The sequence below is a fragment of the Pantoea sp. BJ2 genome, from assembly GCF_040255075.1.
Lineage (GTDB): Bacteria > Pseudomonadota > Gammaproteobacteria > Enterobacterales > Enterobacteriaceae > Pantoea > Pantoea leporis.
The window spans coordinates 1542690-1565594 of record NZ_CP158292.1; the positions used below are offsets into that span (position 1 = coordinate 1542690).

Here is a 22905-nt window from a genome sequence, read left to right on the forward strand (position 1 = left end):
CGGCGGATGGCGGCAAATTGCAACGCAAGCTGATGAGAGAACGCAATGGCTACCACATGCTGTAAAATTTGGGTGCACGGCATCGTGCAGGGCGTGGGGTTTCGCTACCACACCCAAGCGCAGGCCAGAGAATTGAATCTTAACGGTTATGCGCACAATCTGGCGGACGGCAGCGTTGAAGTGCTGGCGTCCGGTGAGGCGCAGCAGGTCGATGCATTAATCAGTTGGCTCAAAGCGGGTGGGCCGCCTAGCGCGCGGGTGGATAAAGTGCTGGTGGAGCCGCATCAGCCCAGGGAAATGCCGACCCGATTCACCACCGGCTGATTACAGGCATTTCGCCGGTTTTGGCAATCCGGCAATTTTGGTCGCCTGCTTGGCCGGGCCTTCCGGGAAAAGACGGAACAGATAGCGGCTGTTGCCTTTCTCCTCGCCATACTTTTGCGCCATGGCTTTCACCAGCATGCGTACGGCCGGCGACGTATTAAATTCCTGGTAAAAGTCGCGCACAAAGTGCACTACTTCCCAATGCGCGTCACTCATCACGATCGCTTCTTGCTCCGCGATGGCAGCAGCCAGCGGCTCGCTCCAGTCCGCGCTATTTTTCAGATAGCCTTCCGCATCGGTGGCAATCTCTTTACCAGCAAAATTCACAGTCATTCCTCATGGAGTTAATCGACACATTGTAAATTCGCCCGGCCATAAAAAGCAAAAACCCCGCCGAAGCGGGGTTTGATAACTCTTGCGGCAGCTTAATCGCGGTTAGCGAAGCCCAGCAGGCTCAACAGGCTAACAAAAATGTTATACAGCGAAACATACAGGCTTACGGTGGCGCGAATATAGTTGGTTTCACCACCGTGAATGATGTTGCTGGTTTCCCACAGGATGGCACCGGCAGAGAACAGGATGAACAGGGCGCTAATCGCCAGATGCAGCGCAGGCAGTTGCAGGAAGATATTAGCAACCACCGCCACCAGCAGCACGACAAAGCCGGCCATCATCATGCCACTCAGGAATGACATATCGCGGCGCGTGGTCAATACGTAGGCCGAGCAACCGAAGAACACCAGCGCGGTGCCGCCCAGCGCCATAGCGATCACATCACCCATGCCTGCAGTGAGGAACGAGCTCAGGATTGGACCAAGGCAGTAACCGAGGAAGCCGGTGAAAGCGAAGGCCGCCAGAATACCTGCCGGGCTGTTAGCCAGTTTATGCGTCAGGAACATCAAGCCATAAAAGCCGACCAGCATCAAAATCAGGCCCGGTGAAGGCAAGGCAAACACGGTGCTGAGTGTGGCGGTGACGGCCGAGAAGGCCAGCGTAAAGCCAAGTAACAGATAAGTATTGCGCAGCACCTTGTGGGTGCTGACTAACGATTGCTGCGACGAGCTAAAAATTCTTTCCATCATGCGCTCCTTAAAGAGAGAAACACCAAATATGGCACGAGGATACGCAGCGCCTGAAAGACAGAAAAGGCGTTTTACCCATCTTTACGCGATAAATTGCTGTTTCGCTGAGCAGAATGGCGAAATTGACGCCGAAAAAATAGAATTTGGCTGTTTTTCAGCCGAACGATTCATTGCAGGCTTTACATCGTTATGGGGGATGTTTATAGTGCGCCTCATTGCGGAGGGGTGGCCGAGTGGCTTAAGGCAACGGTCTTGAAAACCGTCGATGGGAAACCATCCGAGAGTTCGAATCTCTCCTCCTCCGCCATTCACTCTTGCAGAGTGACGCAACAAAAAAATCCCCGGAGGGATGGCCGAGTGGCTTAAGGCAACGGTCTTGAAAACCGTCGATGGGAAACCATCCCAGAGTTCGAATCTCTGTTCCTCCGCCATATTAAAGAAGCCCGCAGAAATGCGGGCTTTTTGCTTTTCTGCGTTCACAAATTCCGAAAAACATCGCGTGGCTTTTCCATCTGCTGCCGTTCCCCGACGCCACGCGCGTTAACTGCTATATTCCATGCACGGTTTTTTGCAAACATCTGGCGATTTTCCGATGCAAGCTGAGTTACACTGTGCGGTAATTCGCTCTTTGGCGGGCTAATCGTTTGAAAGCCAGAGTGTTTCACTGATGAATTATGGAATAGGCACAATGATCAAGAAACTGAGTCTTTGCGCGTTGTCAGTCATCGCTGCGCTCCCGATGGGCATGTCCGCCTATGCTGCGGATGGAGATATGCAACTCCAGCAGGTGCTGATGTTAAGCCGTCATAACCTGCGTGCGCCGCTCGCCAACAACGGCAGCGTACTGGAACAATCCACCAAAAAGAGCTGGCCGCAGTGGGATGTCGCGGGCGGTGAGCTCACCACCAAAGGTGGCGTGCTGGAAGTCTACATGGGGAATTATACCCGTCAGTGGCTGGCACAGCAGGGCTTAGTCCAGAACGGGACTTGCCCGGACAGCAGCAACATCTTTGTCTACGCCAACAGCCTGCAGCGCACCGTGGCGACCGCGCAGTACTTTATCACTGGCGCCTTCCCTGGCTGTGATATCGCGGTCACGCATCAGGATGCGATGGGCACCATGGATCCGATCTTCAATCCGGTCGTCACCGACGGCAGCGATGAATTCAACAAGAAAGCCTTGGCTGCTATGACCGCCGCCAATGAAAAGCTGGCACTGAAGCCTGCCTTCCAGCATCTGGAAAAAATCGTCGATTACAAATCTGCCCCGGCCTGTAACGGCAAAAAGCAGTGTGATTTGAGCAGCGGCGATAACACTTTCAGCGCGGATAACGGTAAAGAGCCGAACGTAAGCGGTCCGCTGAAAATCGGCAACTCGCTGGTGGATGCGTTTACGCTGCAATATTACGAAGGTTTCCCGGCCGATCAGGTTGCCTGGGGCCAGATCAAAACGCCTGAGCAGTGGAAAGAGCTGGCGTCGATCAAAAACGGTTATCAGGATGCGCTGTTCGCCTCTCCTGAAGTGGCGCGCGAAGTGGCCGCACCGCTGGTGGATTACATCCGCAGCCAGTTAGTCGATCAGGATAAAGCCAACGCGCCAAAAGTGACGCTGATGGTTGGTCATGATTCCAACATCGCCTCCTTACTCAGCGCGCTGCAGGTTAAGCCTTATGAACTGCCGGGCAACGATGAGAAAACGCCGATTGGCGGCCAGGTAGTATTCGAACGCTGGCACGATGTGAAGAACAACAAAGATCTGCTGAAAATTGAGTACGTCTATCAAACGGCCGATCAGCTGCGCGATGCCGATGTGCTGAGCCTGAAAAATCCACCGAAGCGCGTCACGCTGCAACTGGCGGGCTGTGAAACGGATGCCAACGGCTACTGCAGTTGGGATCAATTCACCGGCGCATTGAACGGTGCTCTGCAAGGTACGCCACTGCAGCCTGCTGCGGCACCGGCTGCGGCAGAACAGCCAGCACCTGCGGCCGCAGCACCAGCCGCAGATGACGCTAAGCAGAGAGCCGATCAGACTGCTGCGGATAAAGCAGCCGCAGACAAAGCAGCCGCAGACAAAGCAGCAGCGGATAAAGCCGCAGCACAGAAGGCTGCAGACGCGAAAGCGGCTGAAGAGAAAGTGAAGGCGGATAAAGCGGCCGCGCAGAAAGCGGCAGACGAAAAAGCCAAAGCGGAGAAAGCCACTGCCCAGAAAGCAGCGGATGACAAAGCCAAGGCTGATGCGGCAGCAGCACAGAAAGCGCAAGCCGATGCAACGCCGGCCAAATCATAAGAACCGGCCAAAGCAGCGACCAGTAACTGAGTTTGCTGCTCAAAGAAAACCCCGCCGCGGCGGGGTTTTTTGTGCCTGTTAACCGGCGACGACCACTAATTTTTGGTTGGCGAACTCTTTAATCCCCAGATCCGATAACTCACGTCCATATCCGGAACGTTTCACGCCACCAAACGGCAGCTCTGCGGAGGTATCGCTCTGCGAATTGATAAACACCATGCCGGTTTCAATCTGCGATGCCATCTTACGGCCGCGCGCAATGTCTTTGGTCCAGACTGAACCGCCCAGGCCGTAATTTGAATCATTCGCCAGTGCCACAGCGGCACGATCGTCCGCCACCACATACACCTGTGCTACCGGGCCAAAGAACTCCTGAAAGTAAGCAGGATTGTCTGGCGTCAGACCGGTGAGCACCGTTGGCTGGTAATAGCAGCCGACGCCATCAATGGCGCGTCCACCAAACTCCACGCGCGCGCCATTTTGCACCGCTTCCTCAACCTGCTTCACTAAACGATCGCGCGCATCTTTTGAAGAGAGCGGGCCAAGCGTGGTTTTCTCATCAAGCGGATCGCCCGGCGTGGCCGATTGCAGAGCCGCGCTAAATTTGGCCATAAACGTATCGGCAATTTTCTCATGCAAAATAAAGCGCTTGGCGGCGGTACAGACCTGGCCGCAGTTACTGAGGCGAGCTTGCGCACCCTGACGTACCGCTTCATCGATATCGGCATCGTCCAGCACCACAAACACATCGTTACCGCCCAGCTCCAGCGTCGATTTCTTCAAGTGTTTACCGGCCTGTTCCGCCACGGCGCTACCGGCGCGTTCTGAACCCGTCAGCGCCACGCCTTGCACGCGCGGATCGGCAATCAAATCCGCGACTTGATCGGTGGAGATAAACAGGTTGGTCCATGCGCCTTTTGGCGCACCGGCTTCTTCTACCAGCTTTTCAAACACATCGGCGCAGTGCGGCACGATATTGGCGTGTTTCGCCAGCACCGGATTGCCGAGCGCCAGGTTTGGCGCCAGCACACGCATCAGCTGATAGTAAGGGAAGTTCCACGGCTCGACCGCGACGATCACGCCAATCGGATGGTACTCAAGCCAGGCATCGCCCACATCGCTGGCGTAGGGTTGCGGCTGTAAAAATGTCGCAGCATGTTCAGCGTAGTAGCGGGCGATCTGCGAACAGATTTTTACTTCACCACGGCTCTGGCCAATCAGTTTGCCCATCTCTTTACTGGCGATGGTCGCCAGCTCTTCGGCCCGTTGGTCAATCAAATCGGCTAAACGGTGTAGCACCTGCAGACGCGGTTGAATATCGCCTTTACTCCACGCGGAATGATAAAGCGCATCTGCGGTTTCCAGCGCCTGTTGTGCATAGGCATCATCGTGCTCGTTCCACGCTTTTAGCAGTTGGTTATTGGCTGGATTGATACTTTGATAGGCTGACATACAAGGCTCCTTGGTGATGTAAAGGTAACAAAGGCGGGACAATGCCCGCCTGCAATTTAAACGTTTTTGCGCTCGACCGTTTTATCGTCCCAGGTCAGAACATCCTGGTCGGTCTTTTTGAAGGCGCGAATCAGCACTTCATCGCTGCCTTGCTGGCTCCAGATCTGCTCGGCTAAACGTTCGTCGTAGTTGGCTACCTCAAAAATGGCTTCAGCGATTTCGCGTGAAGTGTGGCGCAGTGATGCCCATTCGCCTACGTGATGCTCTTTCGACTGTTCTGTTGTCATGAAGGTCTCCTGTTGTGGATTTTATCCCTGTAGCTTTACCGCCAGTCCGGCGACGTGTTGGCCCTGAAAACGGGCAATATCCAGTTCTTCCGCCGAAGGTTGACGTGATCCATCTCCGCCCGCCAGGGTGGTGGCGCCGTAGGGCGTTCCGCCGCGTACGTGGGAGATGTCGAAGAGTTCTTTAGTGCCATAACCGATGGGAACAATCACCATGCCGTGATGGGCGAGGGTGGTCCAGACGGAAGTGATGGTTTGCTCCTGGCCGCCGCCGGTACCGGTGGAAGCAAAGACGCTGGCGATTTTGCCGTACAGCGCGCCCGAAGCCCACAGGCCGCCAGTGCGATCCCAGAAGTTACGCATCTGCCCCGCCATGTTGCCGAAGCGCGTGGGCGTGCCAACGATGATGGCATCGTACTGCGGCAAATCTTCCGGTTTCGCTTCAGGCGCGGCTTGGTTCACTTTGCCGCCAACCTGGGCGAAACGCTCGGCATCCATGCTTTCCGGCACGCGCAATATCGTAACTTCCGCGCCGCTCACGCTCTTTGCACCGTCGGCCACGGCTTGCGCCATGGTTTCAATATGTCCGTACATCGAATAATAGAGCACCAAAATCTTTGCCATGGTTTTCATCCTGCTAGGGTGGTGAGTAATCAAAAGTATAGAAGAGCCTGCGCAGGCTGCTGTACAGAGGTTAAGCAGGTGCCAATAAGTGTCGGCTAACTGCTTGTAACGCGGCGGTAAATTTGCTTTTTCGCAGTGAAATGAGTGAATTATCTGTTTCAAATTGTGAATATCAGGCCGATCTCACCGCTACGGTGTCTATTATTTAATCAGGTGTGCGGAATATCCGCCGCCAGGCTTTTCACGGCAGCATCGTGATAAGCCCCTAATCTGGATGCTCAATCCGTGGAGGAAATGATGGCCGAACATCGTGGAGGATCAGGTAATTTCGCAGAGGACCGTGAAAGGGCCGCAGAAGCGGGTCGCAAAGGCGGCAAAAACAGCGGGGGTAATTTTAGAAACGACCCACAGCGCGCGTCTGTAGCCGGTGAAAAAGGGGGACGCAGCCGCGGCAAGAAATAGCGCGACTGACCGTTAATCCCCGGCCGCCGGGTTCGCCCGGCGGTGACAGGCATTGCAATTTCCCCGCTCTCTGAGCAAACTGACCGCCAACTGATTATTCTGGTGCGTTATGTCCGCTTCTTCTTCTCGTCTCAGCCTGCGTATTTCGCGTCAGGAGTTGGTGCTCATATTTATTACCATGGTTTGGGGTGGCACTTTTTTGGTGGTACACCGGGCGATGGCCCATTCCGGTCCGTTCTTTTTTGTGGGATTACGTTTTGCTACGGCATCGCTACTGCTGGCCTTTTTCTTCCGTCGTTATCTCAAGCAAGTTACCTGGCTGGAAATCAAAGCTGGGGCGCTGATTGGCCTGTCGATTGCCGGCGGCTACGGTCTGCAAACCTGGGGCATGCAAACCATTTCCAGCAGTCAGTCGGCGTTTATCACCGCGCTCTACGTGCCGGTGGTGCCGCTGCTGCAATGGTTATTCCTGCGCCGTCCGCCGGGATTGATGGCGTGGCTGGGCATTTTGCTGGCGTTTACCGGTTTAGTGCTGGTGGCGGGTCCGCAGGATGGCAGTTTGACGCTGAATGCCGGTGAAATCGCCACCTTACTGAGCACGCTGGCAATCGCCGCGGAGATCATCCTGATCAGCCGTTATGCCGGACAGGTCGATGTGCGCCGCGTCACGCTGATTCAGCTAATGGTGGCATCGGCCTGCGCCTTTGTTCTGATGATCCCGAATGGCGAATCGGCTCCTGCCATGTCAACGCCGTTGCTGCTGAGCGCGTTGGGTCTGGGCGCGGCCAGCGCCTTAATTCAGGTGACGATGAACTGGGCGCAACGCAGCGTTTCACCGACGCGTGCCACGGTGATTTACGCCGGTGAACCGGTGTGGGCGGGCGTGGTAGGGCATTTGGCGGGCGAGCGTCTACCTGCTGCTGCGCTGCTGGGCGCGGCACTGATTGTTTGTGGGGTGATCGTCAGCGAACTGCGTATACGCCGCAAGAAAGCGGTGCCCGATCAGGCACCGCTCGAGCCTTAAGGATGTTGCCGTGCCGCCTGGTTCGCCAGTGCGGCGCCGCGACGTTGTAAAATCGCGTTCAGGATGATGGCACCAAAGGTGGCGGTGCCGATGCCGCCAAGGGTGAAGCTGCCAATCTTCAGGGCAAAATCACCGGCGCCCAGCACCAGCGTGGTCGCCACCATGATCAAATTGCCATTCTGATTAAAATCCACATGGTTCTGCACCCAAATGCGTGCGCCTGCCACCGCAATCAAACCAAATACTACAATCGATGCGCCACCAATCACCGGACCGGGAATGGTGTGGATTAGCGCGCCAAATTTCGGTGAGAAGCCAAGCACCAAAGCGATCGCCGCGGCGGCCACAAAGGCCAGCGTTGAATAGACTTTGGTCACCGCCATCACACCGATATTTTCCGCGTAGGTGGTGACACCGCTGCCGCCGATTGAGCCCGACAGCATGGTTGCCAGACCGTCACCGACAAAGGCGCGGCCCATCCAGGGATCGAGATTGCGCCCGGTCATGCCCGCCACGGCTTTAATGTGCCCGAGGTTTTCCGCCACCAGAATGATCGCCACAGGCGCGATCATCACGATGGCCTGCATATCAAAGATCGGTGCGGTGGTGTGCGGCAGGCCAAACCACGGTGCGTTGGCAAGGCCGCTGAAATCCACCGGTTTGCCGAAGCCCATCACGTTGGTTAGCAGTGCATAGATGGCCCACGCGACAATCAGGCCGACCAGAATCAGCAGGCGCTGGATCATCCCGCGCGTGAATACCGCCACCAGACCAATGCACAGCACCGTCATCACTGCCATCCAGCTGTCAAACATCGAGCCGGATACACCGTGCACCGCAATTGGCGCCAGGTTCAGACCAATCGCCATCACCACCGCGCCCGTGACCACCGGCGGCATCAGACGCTCGATCCAGCCGGTGCCGACCTTCATCACGATCAGGCCAATCAGCGTATAGAGCGCGCCGCAGGCAATCACGCCGCCCAGCGCCAGCGCCAGGTTGGGGTTGAGTCCCTGACCGTTAAAGCCGGTTACCGCGATGATTACGCCGACAAACGCCGCGCTGGATCCGAGATAACTGGGTACGCGCCCGCCGGTGACCAGGAAGAACAGCAGCGTACCGATGCCCGAAACCAGAATCGCCAGATTGGGGTCCAGTCCCATCAGCAACGGCATCAGCACCGTTGCGCCAAACATTGCCACAGCATGCTGCAGGCCTAGCACGACCGTCTGCGCAAACGGCAGCGTTTCGTCCGGCGCAATCAGCCCATCATCGGTCATGGCTGACTTTTTCTGCCAGCGGGGGAACCAGGAACTCGCCATCGTCATCTCCAGGGTGTCAGTGAAAGCGGGCCGCACAAGGCGGCGTTAGCGGGCGTCCTGCCGTAAAAGGTGATGATAGCCACGGTCAAACCATGCCAGACCGTGCGTTTCATCATTGCGTACCAGCGCCTGCACTTCGCAAAACAGAATGTCGTGCGTGCCCACGCTGACTACTTGTGCCACTTTGCAATCAAACGACACCAGCGCGCCGTCTAACAGCGGTGAACCGCTGGCCAGCGTGTGCCAGTCAGCGGCGGCAAAGCGTTCTGCCATCGGCGTTTTGCCGCCAAATAGCGTCGAGAGATCTTCATGCCCGGCGGCCAGGGTGTTAACGCACAGATAACCGTTGTCGCGAAAAATCGGCCACACCGACGCTGAGCGATTAAGACAAACCAGCAGCGTGGGCGGCGTATCAGTAACGCTGCACACCGCCGAGGCGGTAAATCCGGCGCGTCCAGCGGGACCGTCGGTGGTGATGATATTCACCGCCGCGCCTAAGCACGCCATCGCGTTACGAAACGCATCGCGTTCTACACCGGGTAAAATTGGCAGTTCATGCACGCTCATTGGCGGCTCCTGTGATTAGCTGGCCGCTCGCTGGGCAGGCGCAGCCGTATCGGCCAGCCAGCGCAGCAGCAGCGCATTAAAGTTGTCGGCATCGGTGACGCTCATCGCGTGTCCGCCCCAGGCCATCTCAATCAGGCTGCCGTTGGGCAGCGCCTGCGCCAGCTGCGGTGAGCAGCTCCACGGCACCAGCAGATCGTCCTGGCTGCAGATCGCTAACACCGGCTGGGAGATGCGCGTCACATGTGCGCGGAAATCCGCGCTTTTCAATGCATGCAAGCGACGCAGCAGGTTTTCCATGCCCTGGAAATGGGCGACATGGTGCGCATCTTCAGCGTTAATGCGCTCCTGATTGCGCGCCAGCCATTCCGCGGGATAGAGGAACAGCGGCTGCGCACGCACAAAGGCTTCGACGCCGACGTTCATCAGCAGATCCTGACGCACCTGGAAGCAGCGCTGCGTGTGCGCATCCAGCGAAAGCCAGCCGTTGATCACCACCACGCGGCCCACGCGCTGCGGGAAGTCCAGCGCCAGCTGCAGGCCTATTAAGCCGCCCAGCGCATGGCCGATAATGTCGTAATGTTGAATGCCGTGCTGTTCCAGCGTTTCTGCCAGTTCCGCCGCCATCATCGTCATGCTGTAGCCGTCCGGCAGCGTATCTGCGCTGCGGCCGGTACCGCGCTGATCGTACGTCACCACGCGATAATGCGGCGTCAGCGCCGCCAGCTGCGGTTGCCAGAAACCGGCGACGCCGCCTAAACCGGAAGCGAGCACCAGCGTCGGCGCATCTTCAGCGGTTAAACCCTGGATCTCCAGATGCATCAGGCCTCCTGTTTGCCGATATGCGCCACGGTGGCGATTTCGATCAGCGCATCCGGTTTCACTAAGCCGCATTGAATGCAGAAGCGCGCCGGTTTATCACCGGGGAAGTATTCGGCGTAAATCTGGTTGATCGCTGCGTAGTTGCTCCAGTCGGTGAGAAAAATCGAGTTGAAGGTCACGTCGTCCATGGTGCCGCCGGCGGTTTCGATCACCTTTTTAATGGTCTCCAGCACGTGACGCGTTTGCGCGGCGGCATCACCGACGTGCACCACGTTGTTGTTGGCATCGAACGGCAAGGTGCCGGAGACGTAGACGACGCCGTCAGCTAAGGTGCCGGGCACGAATGGCGCTATGGGCGTACCGGTGCCGGGCGGAATAATCACACTTTTAGGCATGGCGAAATCCTCTTCTTATCGGTTTGCAGGTGAATCGAGGCGTTAGCTTTTCAGCGTTTCGCAGAAAGTGTCGGTATCGCTTACCCAGCCAAAAAACGTTTCGATATTGAAAATGGCCGCCTGCTGGGCAAACGCCGGACCCGCCTGATAGGTCGCGTCTTCCAGCACCACGCCGAAATATTCCAGGAAGAAGCCGTCACGCAGCGTCGATTCCACGCAGACGTTGGTGGCGATGCCGGTAAACACCAGATGGCGGATGCCACGGCTGCGCAGCATGCTGTCGAGGGAGGTGTTGAAGAAGCCGCTGTAGCGCGGTTTCGGCAGTACAATATCGCCGGCCTGCGGCACCAGTTCATCGACCAGCGCATAATCCCAACCGCCTTTCGACAGCAGCGTGCCCTGTAACTCCGGGCGCTTGCGCATGGTTTTCAGCGCATTAGATTTGTGGAAGTTGGGGGATCCGGCATCACCGGCTTCAACGTATTGGTCGTCCCAACCGTTCTGGAACCAGATGATCTGCATCCCGGCGGCCCGCGCTGCGGTGACCGCCTGATGGATTTTGGCAATCACCGGTTTGGTAGCGGAGACATCAAAGCCCGCCAGATCGAGATAGCCGCCTTGCGTGGCGTAGGCGTTCTGCATATCCACCACAATCAGCGCACTTTGCGCTGGCGGCAGCGCGATGGCTTCCGGGCGCGCCGGCAAGGTGACGTTCGGTAAACTTGAGGTGTGGGCGCAAACAACGGTACTCATCAGGCAACCTCCTGCTGGGATGCGATTAAATCGTGGCGACACTGCATTAAGGGCTGGATACGTTCACCGAAATCTTCGATGCCTTGCAGGAAGTCATCGAAGGTGAGCAACACGCCTTGCGTGCCATCGACTAAAGCAACCTCATCCAACATTCGTGCCACATTGGCGTAAGAACCCACCAGCGTGCCCATGTTGATGTTAACGGCGGAGGTCGGATCGGCCATCTGGCGCACGTTGGTGTCGCTGCCAGATTTGGTGTCCTGCTGACTTTGCGTGGTGAGCCAGGCGAGCGCCTCTTCATCGGCACCGGCTTTGTAGTGTTCCCATTTGGCGCGTGCGGCTTCGTCGCTCTCGGCGGCGATGATCATAAACAGCACATAGGAACCGACGTCGCGCCCCGCTTTATCGGCAGCTTGCTTCATACGCGCGGCAGTTGGCGCGAAGGCAGTTGGCGTGTTGACGCCTTTGCCAAAGCAGAAGTTGTAATCGGCGTGCTGCGCCGAGAACGCCATGCCCGCATCGCTCTGACCGGCGCAAATCACTTTCATCGGTTTCTGCGGCTGCGGGCTGACGCGGCAATCGTTCATGGTAAAGAACTCGCCCTTGAAGTCGCTCTGGCCGGTGCCCCACAAATCGCGCAGCACGGTGACGTATTCGGTCAGATATTGGTAGCGGCTGGAGAAGTAAGCATCGCCCGGCCACAAGCCCATCTGCTCGTACTCGGGTTTTTGCCAGCCGGTAACGAGGTTGACGCCGAAGCGGCCATTGGAGATGGAATCAATGGTGGAGGCCATACGCGCCACAATCGCGGGCGGTAAGGTTAGCGTGGCGGCGGTGGCGTAGATCTCAATGCGTGAGGTCACCGCCGCGAGTCCCGCCATCAGCGTGAAGGATTCGAGGTTGTGATCCCAAAACTCGGTTTTGCCGCCAAAGCCGCGCAGTTTAATCATCGAAAGGGCAAAGTCGAAATGATAATGCTCTGCTTTCAGCACGATCTCTTTGTTCAGTTCAAAAGTCGGTTTGTACTGCGGCGCATGGGTGGAGATCAGCCAGCCGTTATTACCAATCGGGATAAAGACGCCAATTTTCATGTGAAACCTCTCTGCATTAGACGGGGACTGCTTCACGCGCTGCGCTGCTTCCTGCACGCATCCTGCGGGCGGCGCTCCATCACAAAATTGCAAAGGCTGTGCCACATTTTTAAAAGAGATAAATAACAATGCGTTAAAAGTATCGCCTGTTCTAAACTGGAGTAATTGGTCCATTTCAGACCGTTTGGTCAAAACGTTCTGCACGTTTTCCATGCGCCGCGTGGTCAAAAAAGGTGCAGGCGGGCGATTAGGCAGGAAAGAAGCCCTTTGTTATGATGCGTTGACGCAGGACGGAAGAGGTAACAGTGTGAAAAGCGATGAAAAAAAACCGGGACGCCGTTCGCGAGCGGTCGCCGCAAAGCGGGCAGCCATTCTGGAAGCGGCGTTAACCTTCTTCTCGCAATACGGTATTCACGGCACCAGCCTGGATAAAGTGGCGGAGCGCGCTGACGTCTCCAAAACCAATTTGCTGTATTACTATCCGTCGAAAGAAGTGCTGTATGTGGCGGTTTTAAAAGAAATTCTTGATGTGTGGCTGGCGCCGCTGCGCGCGCTGCAGCACGATCACGATCCTCTGACCGCGATACGTCAATACATTCGCCTTAAGCTGGAAGTCTCGCGCGATCATCCGCAAGCTTCACGGTTGTTCTGCCTTGAGATGTTGCAGGGCGCGCCGCTGCTGAAAGGTGAACTGGCCGGTGATTTAAAAGCGCTGGTGGATGAGAAAGCGGCGATTATCGAACAGTGGATCGCCGAAGGTCGGTTGGCGGGTGTGCAGCCGCAGCACCTGTTTTTCCTGCTATGGGCGACTACGCAGCACTATGCGGATTTCGCCTCACAGGTGGAAGCGATTACCGGCCAGACGTTGAACGATGCGGCGTTTTTTGAACAGACGCTGGAAAACGTGCAGCGCATGATAATTGAAGGGATCCGCGTGCGCTGATCCCGCGTTTTCAAGGAGAGTGCATGGATTCGTTATCACAACTGACGTTAGGCGCGGCGGTCACCGTTGCGGTGATGGGCAAGCGCGTCCCGCTGTGGCAAGCGGCGCTGGTGGGCGCGGTGGCGGGCACCTTGCCGGATCTCGACGTGTTTATCGATCACGGCGATGCCATCCGCAATATGACGCTGCATCGCACCGAAAGTCATGCGCTGATAATCCTCACCTTAATTGCACCGCTGCTCGGCTGGCTGGTGGCCGGTGCGACACGCAGTCGCGCGCACTGGCGCGGCTGGACGCTGGCGATGTGGCTGGCGCTGGTGACGCATCCGCTGCTGGATCTCACCACCGTTTACGGTACGCAGCTGGGCCTGCCGCTCACCGATTTCCCTTATGCCATTGGCAGCATGTACATCATCGATCCGTTGTACACCTTGCCGTTGCTGATTGCGCTGCTCGTCGCCCTGTGGCGACGCGATGCTGTGGGCTTGCGCTGGAATCAGGCGGGATTATTGGTGAGTACGCTCTACCTCGGCTGGAGCATGGTGGCACAGAGCATGGCGACGCAGCACGTTGAGCAAGTGCTGGCGCAGCAATCAGTGCAGCCGGAGCAACTGCTGGTGACGCCGACCGCGTTTAATACGCTGGTATGGCGCACGGTGATCATGACGCCAGAGCGTTATGGCGAAGCCTATTGGTCGCTGTTGTCACCGGGGCGTTCGCTGCAGATAAGCTGGCACGATCGTCAACCCGCGCTGTTTGCGCCGTTCAAAGGGCAATGGCACGCCGAGCGTGTAGCGTGGTTTAGTCATGGGTTTTACGCAATGAAGCAGGAGGGCGATCGCACGTTGATCAGTGATTTGCGGATGGGGGAAGAGCCGGATTACACCTTTACCTTCAATCTGGGATCGCCGCAGTCGCCGGAGCTAGCACCGCAGCGTGAACCTTCGGTGCGTCCTGCATTGGGTGAGGCGTGGCGTAAGCTGCGGGAGAGATTGTGACTTCGTGGTGAAGCGCGTTTGCTGATGAGGTGCGCTTTCTGTCAAAAAAGAAAAAGGCTGCACTTTCTTTCAAAAGGCAGCCTTAACGTAGCCGTGATAAATCAGGCTTTACGACGACGTAACAACCAGCCCATGGTCAGCATCACAAACCACAGCGGCGTGACCATCAGCGCCTGACGGGTATCTTCCTGCAGCGTCAGCAGCACCAGCACAAAGGCGAAGAACGCCATGCATACCCAGCACATAAACTTGCCCAGCGGCATTTTGAACTTCGATTCAGCATGACGCTGTGGATGCTGCTTACGATACGCCAGATAGCTGCACAGGATGATGGTCCAGACGAACATAAATAGAATCGCCGACACCGTGGTGACCATGGTGAACACCGTCATCACATCCGGAATCAGGTAGATTAGCGCCACACCCGCCAGCAGACACAGGCAGGAGAAGAACAGGCCAGTGGTTGGCACCGCACGCGCCGAGAGGCGACCAAAGGCTTTATGCGCTACGCCTTGTTCCGCCAGGCCGAACAACATGCGGCTGGTGGAGAAAATACCGCTATTGGCGGACGAGGCGGCGGAGGTCAGCACCACGAAGTTGACGATGCTGGCGGCGGCAGGCAAGCCGATCAGCACAAACATCTCAACGAACGGACTACGATTCGCCAGCACCTGATTCCACGGCGTCACCGCCATGATCACCATCAGCGCCAGCACGTAAAACATAATAATGCGCAGCGGAATGGCGTTAATTGCACGCGGCAGAACTTTGTGCGGATCTTTGGTTTCTGCTGCCGCGGTGCCGACCAGCTCAATGCCGACAAAGGCGAAAACCGCAATCTGGAAGCCGGCAAAGAAGCCGCTCAAGCCTTTCGGGAACATGCCGCCGTGATCCCAGATGTTGCTCAGGGACGCGGTGCCACCGTTCGGCGACGGATAATGCATGCTCACCAGCACAATGCCGGTGATGATCAGCGCCACAATGGCGACGATTTTGATAATCGCGAACCAAAACTCCATCTCACCAAACAGCTTCACCGTAGCGATGTTCAAAGCCAGGAAGACAAAGACGCACAGCAGGGCGCTCATCCAGATGGAGAAGTCCGGGAACCACAGCTGGAAATAGGCGCTGATGGCCACCACGTCGGCAATGCCGGTCACCACCCAACAGAACCAGTACGTCCAGCCGGTAAAATAGCCCGCCCACGGACCGAGTAAATCGGCAGCGAAATCGCTAAAGGATTTGTATTCGAGGTTGGACAACAGCAGTTCGCCCATGGCGCGCATGACGAAGAACAGCATAAAGCCAATGATCATGTAGACGAAAATGATCGACGGGCCCGCGAGGCTGATGGTTTTACCCGAGCCCATAAACAACCCCGTGCCGATGGCGCCACCGATAGCAATTAACTGAATGTGACGATTATGCAGGTTACGCTGGAGTTTATCCGGCTGTTCGGCCGTAGCGAGCGCCTCTTTTGATTGATCAACCATAAATTTTTCTTTCCTGTCGAGATGTTGTGTCAGCTCTATTGGCTGTTTTGCCCGTCATACTTTAAGCCGCAGATGCGTTGGCTACGCGTGTTCACCCCAGGAACTGACTAAATTAAGCTCCCCATGATTCACACTCTTGCCGCCTTCCTGCGGCTCACATTATTTAGGGCATTCGTTATGAGCCTTTGTCCAGGCAAGTGGCATAAGATAGTGGAAAGCCAACCCGTTTCGGTAATGGTTTTTCCCCCTTTGTGACCTTTTGCGTGCTTTGCTCTGTCAGTAATTATTTACAGAGTTTAAAGCGCAGTCATTTTGCGTAAATCTTCAACAATTAAGCGATTTACGTCACTTTCCGCGCACATGACTTCTACACTTGTTAGTTCATTTCATCAGGAAAAGTGAGGCATTGTGCGCGCTCTGTTCGCCGTCGCGTTGCTGGCTGTATGCGGCTGGTTTAGTTTGCCGTGGTTGAAAACGCATCTGCCGCCTCAGTGGAACCCCTTTACACCGCTCAACGTTACCGATCCGCCCGGTTGGATGACGCGTTACAAGCTAAAAAAGCTGAGTGGCGATCCGGCTGCCTGTCTGGCGGTGATGCGGCAAGCCAGTGAACAGCGGCTGGTGCAGTTTCGTGCCGTGCCGCCAATGCAAGGGAATTGCCTGATTGAGCAGCCGCTACGTATCAGCGGCTACGGTGACGTCACGCTGAGCAGCAGTTTTCTCGCCAGCTGTCCGATGGCGGTGGCCAGCACCATGTTTGTGATTAACAGCGACAGCGCATTGCGTCAGGCCGGTTTCAACAGTCCGCTGAAACGCATTGCCCATGTTGGCAGCTACGCCTGTCGCAATATTTATCATCGTCAGGAAGGGCGTTTGAGTGAGCACGCCAGCGCCGATGCCTGGGATATTACCGGATTTCAGCTGGCAAATGGGCGTTGGTTGCAGGTAGGAAAAAACTGGCAACAGCCAGAGGATGCGGCGGCTGGACTGCATGCGCTGTGGCGTAACGGCTGTGCGACGTTCGGTAATGCGCTGGGGCCCGATTATAACGCCGCGCATGCCAGCCATTTTCATCTTGGCATGCGCGGTTCGGGTTACTGCCGTTAGCTATACCGCAGGATTAAGCCCACGTTTTATCAGGAAATGATTAGCCGGCCAGGAGAAAATAAAGCCAGTCATTATGGCCAATTGCAGCATAAACCAGAATGCCGCCACCAGCGGGTTGACCTGCTCGTTCAGCACAAACTTTAGGGCCAACGCCATAAAGATAAAAATACCTAATTGAAAAATAAGCAGGGGGAAAATTTCGGTTTTTAACGCCAATAATAATGCGCTGCCAAATGAATGTTTTTCACGTTGGCGAATCGCCAGAAATTGAAAAAGTAATCCCATAAACAATGAAGCGATAACGCAAATAAGCGCCTGCATGCCCATCGTCGGATTAATGGCAAATTGTTTTAGTAAAGTGACTATCGGGATTGTCATTATATCGCCGAATATACAAGCCGCTGCGGATAATGACGTGGAAATAAATATAGTTTGCCAGCTGGCGTTACTGCGTATTTTTTGTGAAACCAACAGCGCAAGTTTTTGCTGTTGTGATGGTTTACGGCCTAAGTACCACCAGACGATCCAGCCAATAAAAGGCATATACAAACCGGTTAATGGCCAAATGATATTCATCACCGCCACCGGATGTGGATGGCGAAAAAGATCTTTTAAAATCATCAGGGCAGTGCAGACGCCCAGAACAAGGAAAGGTAATGCAAACTGGTTCAACATAGTCAGTTCCGCTAAGTTTCCCACCTACATGCGACAATGCGCCTAAGCCTTACTGCAGCACTGTCTTCCAATGCATCTTTTCACTCCGCTAGCATTAAGCGTAGCCGTTAATCAGCGTGAGAGAAATCACATCATTACCTAATGTATTATCTTAACCGCAGAAATAGGTGGGATTAACATTAAGTCAAAACTCATTCACCGTACAAACCCTTTTCACAGCAAAACAATCTGCTTTTTGCATCAATAATTTTAGTTAATGACGATGCTAAAAATTTATCAATCTAACGATCATTTTCAATCAACTGGATGATTGAAACTACTTCAGAAAAATCCTATTCTAATCTGCTGAGGAATTAAAGTTGTGAAGCTGTTAACAATTAACGTGAACTTACACATCTCCATTACGTTAACGCATTGACAGTAGAAGAGTTATGCTAGCTGCTGGCAAATTTGCTCCTTTTTCAATCAATATTTTTTGTCTGGCTAATTTATTTTTTGCGTTAACACGAACTAATTTCAGAATGTAAAAGCGTGAAACAGCGCTAAGGCAATAATGACGACCGATAATTATTTCGTCTGGCGAGGCGAAATGGAAAATGAATTTCTGGCGCTAACGCAAGTGACGCAATTGAAATCCCTGTTGCAACAGCAGATTGAAAAGCTGGGTTTCGATTACTTCGCTTTTTTGGTTCAGCATCCGGTGCCCTTTACCCGGCCGCGCTTGTTTTTGTTCAGTACATACCCGGAAGGCTGGGTAAAACGCTACGAAAGCGAGAACTATTATAAGGTCGATCCGGTGCTATTACTCTGTCAGCGGCCGGGACGGGGTGTTGAATGGACGCGCGATTTATTTACCGGTGCGGGTAATTTGTGGGCAGAAGCCAACGCTGCGGGATTAATGAGCGGCTTTTCCTGCTCAGCAATGGCACCAAATCGTACCATTGGTATATTATCTATTGCATCGACACTTCACAGTAAGACCCAACACTTGCGCATAGAGCTTGAGGTGAAACTGCATCTTCTGGCGGAACTGAGTTTGCGCGTGTTGGAGCGTTTGAATGACGATTCTATGGTCGTTTTATCTAACGATTTTAGTCAGCGTGAATTAGAAATCTTAAAATGGACGGCGGAAGGAAAAACGTCGGCGGAAATTTCACTTATTTTAGCCATATCTGAACATACGGTGAATTTTCACCAAAAGAATATGCAAAAGCGTTTTAATGTTTCCAATAAAACGCAGATTGCCTGTTATGCCGCTGCGGTTGGCCTGATATAGCGAAAAAGCAACTACTAATTTTAGTAGTTCCTTCTCCCGTGTCAGTTGTCTACCCTGCGCGCAACGTTGCCAGGCTGGCTCAAAGAAATCATTGCATACATGGGGATGTCAGAGGCGCATGATGAAAGTAATTCAAACACAGCTTAAGGATATGCCGTCCTCACTGTTGGCAGAACTGGGAACGTATCGCTATAGCGTGTTTGCGCGCGGCGAAGGGTGGTCGATTCCACCGCGATTGAGTACGCCAGGGCAAGAGTACGATCGTTTTGATCGTTCGGATGTCACCTGGTTGATTGCCTGGAACGCTCGTCAGGGTATTTGCGGCTGCGCACGTCTGTTGCCGTGGCATGAACCTGAGGTGCCGGAAGGTTTTGTTCTGCCTTTCGATCAGGAAAAGGTATGGGAAATGTCGCGCTTCTCGGCGCGCCTTGAGGTGGACGCGGAGCTACCGCTGAGTATTTTGTGGCACTCGGTGCAATTAGCAGAACTGAGCGGCATGGAGTATTTGATCAGTTCGGCGACGCCAATGCTTGAGAAGATGTTCGAACAGCATCAGGTAGTCTACGAGCCGCTCTCACCGGGCTTGATCCAATCTGAAGACAATCTGTTTGCCATTCGCATTCCGGTTGATCAACCGGCGCTGGCGGAGAAATATCGGGGTACACGACGCTTTAGCCCGGAAGAGGTGCTGCCGTCGCTGGGTGTTTCAGTAAACTGGCAATCACACAGCTAAATACCCCGCGCATTTCGCGCGGGGCACATCGCTTATTGACGGTAAGCGGTTTTGATTTGACGAATTGTATTATTAAACACTTCCGCCTGCGGCTTATCGCCTAACGAAGCTTGCACATAACGCTCCATGTTGATGATCACCTTACCGGCATCGGCTTGACCCATTCCTTTCAGAATCAGCGTCACCATCATTTTCAGACAGGCGACTTCGTCGGCCAGCGCCTGCGTGTCTCGTGAAGTTGCGAAATCTTCATCACTCATAATTGACTCCTTGGGGGTATTACTCAATGTTGACACATTCTTCCTGTGCGTAAGAAAGAGAGTATATCATAGGGTTTTCAGATGAATTTTAATGAAGCGAAGCGGTAAAAGTCAGACCGCTTTTTAATTGCGCATTGCGCTATTTGTCAGCAACCAGAATTGGCGTTTAGCTGTTATTTACCAGGCGATCGGAATGCGACAATAAAATCGAGCTATAAATTATAACTTAATGATATTAATGACAATTTAACTTATCTCATTTTGCATGTTATTGCCCTGTGCAGTAAAAGCTGCATCAAAGAAATGTTATTGATTTACATCAGTTCATTTGAGATTTATCTGTGACTGTAGATGTTTTTTCCACCTGAAAACCGGTAAGATGACCGTTCTGAAATATATTTCCCTTTCTTAACCTGCGGAGTACGTCCCGTTGATCAGCCTGCTTCTTGTTGATGACCATGAACTGGTACGCGCCGGTATTCGCCGCATTCTGGAAGATATGAAAGGACTCGTTATTGCGGGTGAAGCGGCGTGCGGTGAAGACGCCGTGAAATGGTGCCGCAGCAATCCGGTTGACGTAGTGCTGATGGACATGAACATGCCCGGTATTGGCGGCCTGGAAGCGACACGCAAAATTGTGCGCTTTAACCCGGATATCCGCATCATCATGCTCACCATTCATACCGAAAATCCACTGCCGGCGAAGGTGATGCAGGCGGGCGCAGCGGGTTATCTCAGTAAAGGCGCCGCGCCGCAGGAAGTGGTGAGTGCGATTCGCTCGGTGCATTCAGGGCAACGCTATATCGCTTCGGATATTGCTCAGCAAATGGCACTTAGCCAGATCGAACCGCAAAAAGCCGAATCCCCCTTCAGCTGTTTGTCGGAAAGGGAATTGCAGATTATGCTGATGATCACACGCGGGCAGAAAGTGACGGAAATTTCCGAACAACTCAGTCTCAGCCCGAAAACCGTTAACAGTTACCGCTATCGCATGTTCAGCAAGTTGAATATCAGTGGCGACGTCGAGTTAACGCATTTGGCCATTCGACATGGCCTGTTCAATGCGGAGCCATTAATCAGTAGTGAGTGACGTTTTCGATTCCAAAGCCTTTCTCAGCACCGTGACCAGCCAACCCGGCGTCTACCGTATGTACGATGCGGCCGGTACGGTGATCTATGTTGGTAAAGCCAAAGACCTTAAAAAGCGCCTGACCAGCTACTTCCGTACGCAGGTGGGCAGTCGCAAAACTGAAGTGCTGGTCAGCAACATCCAGAACATCGACGTCACCGTGACGCACACCGAAACGGAAGCGCTGCTGCTGGAGCATAACTACATCAAGCTCTACCAGCCGCGCTATAACGTGCTGCTGCGCGATGACAAATCCTATCCTTACATTTTCCTCAGTGGCGATAGCCATCCGCGTCTGGCGATGCACCGTGGCGCGAAGCACGCCAAAGGCGAATACTTTGGCCCGTTTCCGAACGGCTATGCGGTACGTGAAACCCTCGCGCTGCTGCAAAAGGTATTCCCGATTCGCCAGTGTGAAAACAGCGTGTATCGCAACCGCTCGCGCCCGTGTTTGCAGTATCAAATTGGCCGCTGCCTTGGACCCTGCGTTTCCGGCTTGGTTAGCGAAGAGGAGTATGCGCAGCAAACCGATTACGTGCGTTTGTTCCTCGCGGGGAAAGATGATCAGGTGATTAATCAGCTGGTCAAGCGCATGGAAAATGCCAGTGAGGAACTGCGTTTTGAAGAGGCCGGGATTTTACGCGACCAGATTCAAGCGGTAAGACGCGTAACCGAGCGGCAATTTGTCTCCAATCAGGGTGAAGACCTGGATGTGATGGGCGTGGCCTTTGATGCTGGCATGGCTTGCTTGCACGTGCTGTTTATCCGTCAGGGCAAAGTGCTCGGCAGCCGCAGCTACTTCCCGAAAGTACCTGCCGATACCGAACTGACCGAAGTGGTACAAACCTTTGTCGGGCAGTTCTATCTGCAAGGCAGTGAAGCGCGCACTTTGCCGGCGGAAATTCTGCTGGACTTTACGCTACCGGAACGTGAGCTGCTGGCGGAATCGCTGAGCGCGCTGGCGGGACGTAAAGTGAATATTCAAAGTAAGCCGCGTGGTGACCGTGCACGCTACCTGAAACTGGCGCGCACCAATGCGGCAACGGCACTGACTACCAAGCTGTCGCAGCATTCGACCATTCAGCAGCGTCTGGCGGCGCTGGCGACGTTCCTTGAGCTCGACACCATTCATCGCATGGAGTGCTTCGACATCAGCCACACCATGGGCGAGCAGACCATTGCGTCGTGCGTGGTGTTCAACCGTGATGGTCCGCTGCGTTCGGATTACCGTCGCTACAACATTGAGGGCATCACGCCGGGCGATGATTACGCGGCGATGAATCAGGTGCTGCGCCGTCGTTACGGCAAAGCGCTGGAAGAGGACAAAATCCCCGACGTGATCATCATCGACGGCGGTAAAGGTCAGTTAGCGCAGGCGAAACAGGTTTTTGCCGAGCTGAATGTACCCTGGGATAAAGATCGTCCGATTTTACTCGGCGTGGCGAAGGGTAGCGATCGTAAAGCCGGGCTGGAAACGCTGTTCTTTGAAGCGGAAGGTGAGGGCGTTTCCTTACCGCCGGACTCGCCTGCGCTGCATGTGATTCAGCATATTCGTGATGACTCTCACAATCATGCGATTTCAGGTCATCGGAAAAAACGCGCCAAAGTGAAGAACACCAGCGCGTTGGAAAGTATTGAAGGCGTGGGGCCCAAACGGCGCCAGCAGCTGCTCAAGTATATGGGTGGCCTGCAACCGCTGATGAATGCCAGCGTCGACGAGATTGCTAAAGTGCCGGGAATTTCCACCGCGCTGGCGGAAAAAATCTACTACTCACTGAAACACTAACGTTGAAAGAGGGGGG

The 22905-nt window shown here is 54.6% G+C and carries 25 protein-coding genes and 2 tRNA genes; 13 read left to right on the top strand and 14 right to left on the bottom strand.

The features are described 5' to 3' along the window. Positions 1–45 precede the first annotated feature (45 nt). On the top strand, positions 46–324 hold the full coding sequence (yccX, locus tag AAF463_RS06990; RefSeq protein WP_350261772.1) for an acylphosphatase: 279 nt from the start codon (positions 46–48) through the stop codon (positions 322–324). On the opposite strand, the gene tusE is transcribed toward yccX, so the two are convergent. Then, on the bottom strand, positions 325–651 hold the full coding sequence (gene tusE, locus AAF463_RS06995) for a sulfurtransferase TusE (RefSeq protein ID WP_110866432.1): 327 nt from the start codon (positions 649–651) through the stop codon (positions 325–327). Positions 652–749: 98 nt separating this feature from the next. Next, positions 750–1403, bottom strand: a complete 654-nt coding sequence (gene yccA, locus AAF463_RS07000) for an FtsH protease modulator YccA (protein ID WP_007887332.1) — start codon at positions 1401–1403, stop codon at positions 750–752. 222 nt (positions 1404–1625) lie between these two features. Here yccA and AAF463_RS07005 point away from each other — a divergent pair. From AAF463_RS07005 to agp, 3 genes are all read left to right on the top strand, one after another. Beyond that, positions 1626–1713, top strand: a tRNA-Ser gene (locus AAF463_RS07005). Between the two features lie 36 nt (positions 1714–1749). Further along, positions 1750–1837: transfer RNA gene (locus AAF463_RS07010), tRNA-Ser, on the top strand. A 257-nt stretch (positions 1838–2094) separates the two neighbouring features. Beyond that, positions 2095–3696: a bifunctional glucose-1-phosphatase/inositol phosphatase gene (gene agp, locus AAF463_RS07015; RefSeq protein WP_350261773.1), complete on the top strand. Its 1602-nt coding sequence runs from the start codon at positions 2095–2097 to the stop codon at positions 3694–3696. 78 nt (positions 3697–3774) lie between these two features. On the opposite strand, the gene AAF463_RS07020 is transcribed toward agp, so the two are convergent. The 3 genes from AAF463_RS07020 to wrbA are packed head-to-tail and all read right to left on the bottom strand — an operon-like array spanning position 3775 to position 6056. Next, positions 3775–5148, bottom strand: a complete 1374-nt coding sequence (locus AAF463_RS07020) for an NAD-dependent succinate-semialdehyde dehydrogenase (protein ID WP_350261774.1) — start codon at positions 5146–5148, stop codon at positions 3775–3777. Between the two features lie 56 nt (positions 5149–5204). Then, a complete protein-coding gene (locus AAF463_RS07025) occupies positions 5205–5435 on the bottom strand; it encodes a YccJ family protein (RefSeq protein ID WP_007887329.1) in 231 nt (76 codons plus the stop codon). Positions 5436–5456: 21 nt separating this feature from the next. Then, the gene (gene wrbA, locus AAF463_RS07030; protein WP_222181764.1) at positions 5457–6056 is read right to left on the bottom strand and encodes an NAD(P)H:quinone oxidoreductase; all 600 of its coding nucleotides are present in this window, start codon (positions 6054–6056) and stop codon (positions 5457–5459) included. A gap of 297 nt (positions 6057–6353) precedes the next feature. Between wrbA and AAF463_RS07035 the strand changes: the two genes are divergently transcribed. Then, positions 6354–6518: a general stress protein gene (locus AAF463_RS07035; RefSeq protein ID WP_061717065.1), complete on the top strand. Its 165-nt coding sequence runs from the start codon at positions 6354–6356 to the stop codon at positions 6516–6518. A 109-nt stretch (positions 6519–6627) separates the two neighbouring features. Beyond that, on the top strand, positions 6628–7542 hold the full coding sequence (locus tag AAF463_RS07040; RefSeq protein WP_350261775.1) for a DMT family transporter: 915 nt from the start codon (positions 6628–6630) through the stop codon (positions 7540–7542). Here AAF463_RS07040 and rutG read toward each other — a convergent pair. From rutG to rutA, 6 genes are read right to left on the bottom strand one after another with little or no spacing between them, the layout of a single operon-like run. Next, entirely contained in the window at positions 7539–8864 is a 1326-nt protein-coding gene (gene rutG / locus AAF463_RS07045) for a pyrimidine utilization transport protein G (RefSeq protein ID WP_137385526.1), read from the bottom strand. The genes AAF463_RS07040 and rutG overlap by 4 nt on opposite strands. Before the next feature lie 45 nt (positions 8865–8909). Beyond that, complete coding sequence (gene rutF / locus AAF463_RS07050; RefSeq protein WP_110865878.1) at positions 8910–9431, bottom strand: NADH-dependent FMN reductase RutF; 522 nt, start codon at positions 9429–9431, stop codon at positions 8910–8912. A gap of 15 nt (positions 9432–9446) precedes the next feature. Next, on the bottom strand, positions 9447–10250 hold the full coding sequence (gene rutD, locus AAF463_RS07055) for a pyrimidine utilization protein D (RefSeq protein WP_350261776.1): 804 nt from the start codon (positions 10248–10250) through the stop codon (positions 9447–9449). Continuing rightward, entirely contained in the window at positions 10250–10645 is a 396-nt protein-coding gene (rutC, locus tag AAF463_RS07060; RefSeq protein ID WP_110865880.1) for a pyrimidine utilization protein C, read from the bottom strand. The genes rutD and rutC overlap by 1 nt, the downstream gene beginning before the upstream one ends. Positions 10646–10687: 42 nt before the next feature. Continuing rightward, on the bottom strand, positions 10688–11398 hold the full coding sequence (gene rutB, locus AAF463_RS07065) for a pyrimidine utilization protein B (RefSeq protein WP_110865881.1): 711 nt from the start codon (positions 11396–11398) through the stop codon (positions 10688–10690). After that, positions 11398–12489, bottom strand: a complete 1092-nt coding sequence (gene rutA, locus AAF463_RS07070; protein WP_049851054.1) for a pyrimidine utilization protein A — start codon at positions 12487–12489, stop codon at positions 11398–11400. The genes rutB and rutA overlap by 1 nt, the downstream gene beginning before the upstream one ends. Before the next feature lie 307 nt (positions 12490–12796). On the opposite strand from rutA, the gene rutR reads away from it, so the two are divergent. Further along, on the top strand, positions 12797–13432 hold the full coding sequence (gene rutR / locus AAF463_RS07075; RefSeq protein WP_110865882.1) for an HTH-type transcriptional regulator RutR: 636 nt from the start codon (positions 12797–12799) through the stop codon (positions 13430–13432). Between the two features lie 23 nt (positions 13433–13455). Then, complete coding sequence (locus AAF463_RS07080; protein WP_350261777.1) at positions 13456–14430, top strand: metal-dependent hydrolase; 975 nt, start codon at positions 13456–13458, stop codon at positions 14428–14430. 101 nt (positions 14431–14531) lie between these two features. Here AAF463_RS07080 and cycA read toward each other — a convergent pair whose 3' ends face one another. Next, positions 14532–15923, bottom strand: coding sequence for a D-serine/D-alanine/glycine transporter (gene cycA / locus AAF463_RS07085; protein WP_101760901.1), 1392 nt, complete (start codon positions 15921–15923; stop codon positions 14532–14534). Positions 15924–16331: 408 nt separating this feature from the next. Between cycA and AAF463_RS07090 the strand changes: the two genes are divergently transcribed. Next, entirely contained in the window at positions 16332–17030 is a 699-nt protein-coding gene (locus tag AAF463_RS07090) for an extensin family protein (RefSeq protein WP_350261778.1), read from the top strand. Here AAF463_RS07090 and AAF463_RS07095 read toward each other — a convergent pair whose 3' ends face one another. Then, positions 17031–17705 carry a DUF4396 domain-containing protein gene (locus AAF463_RS07095; protein WP_350261779.1) on the bottom strand — a complete coding sequence of 225 codons (675 nt, stop codon included), beginning with the start codon at positions 17703–17705 and terminating at the stop codon, positions 17031–17033. A gap of 553 nt (positions 17706–18258) precedes the next feature. On the opposite strand from AAF463_RS07095, the gene sdiA reads away from it, so the two are divergent. Both sdiA and AAF463_RS07105 read left to right on the top strand, forming a co-directional pair. After that, positions 18259–18981: a transcriptional regulator SdiA gene (sdiA, locus tag AAF463_RS07100; protein WP_101760898.1), complete on the top strand. Its 723-nt coding sequence runs from the start codon at positions 18259–18261 to the stop codon at positions 18979–18981. A 121-nt stretch (positions 18982–19102) separates the two neighbouring features. Continuing rightward, positions 19103–19714, top strand: a complete 612-nt coding sequence (locus AAF463_RS07105; RefSeq protein ID WP_008102322.1) for an acyl-homoserine-lactone synthase — start codon at positions 19103–19105, stop codon at positions 19712–19714. 32 nt (positions 19715–19746) lie between these two features. Here AAF463_RS07105 and AAF463_RS07110 read toward each other — a convergent pair whose 3' ends face one another. Continuing rightward, positions 19747–19974, bottom strand: coding sequence for a DUF2594 family protein (locus AAF463_RS07110; RefSeq protein ID WP_007887303.1), 228 nt, complete (start codon positions 19972–19974; stop codon positions 19747–19749). 430 nt (positions 19975–20404) lie between these two features. On the opposite strand from AAF463_RS07110, the gene uvrY reads away from it, so the two are divergent. Next, positions 20405–21064 carry a UvrY/SirA/GacA family response regulator transcription factor gene (gene uvrY, locus AAF463_RS07115; RefSeq protein WP_008102320.1) on the top strand — a complete coding sequence of 220 codons (660 nt, stop codon included), beginning with the start codon at positions 20405–20407 and terminating at the stop codon, positions 21062–21064. Beyond that, positions 21057–22889: an excinuclease ABC subunit UvrC gene (uvrC, locus tag AAF463_RS07120; protein ID WP_110865886.1), complete on the top strand. Its 1833-nt coding sequence runs from the start codon at positions 21057–21059 to the stop codon at positions 22887–22889. The genes uvrY and uvrC overlap by 8 nt, the downstream gene beginning before the upstream one ends. Positions 22890–22905 lie beyond the last annotated feature (16 nt).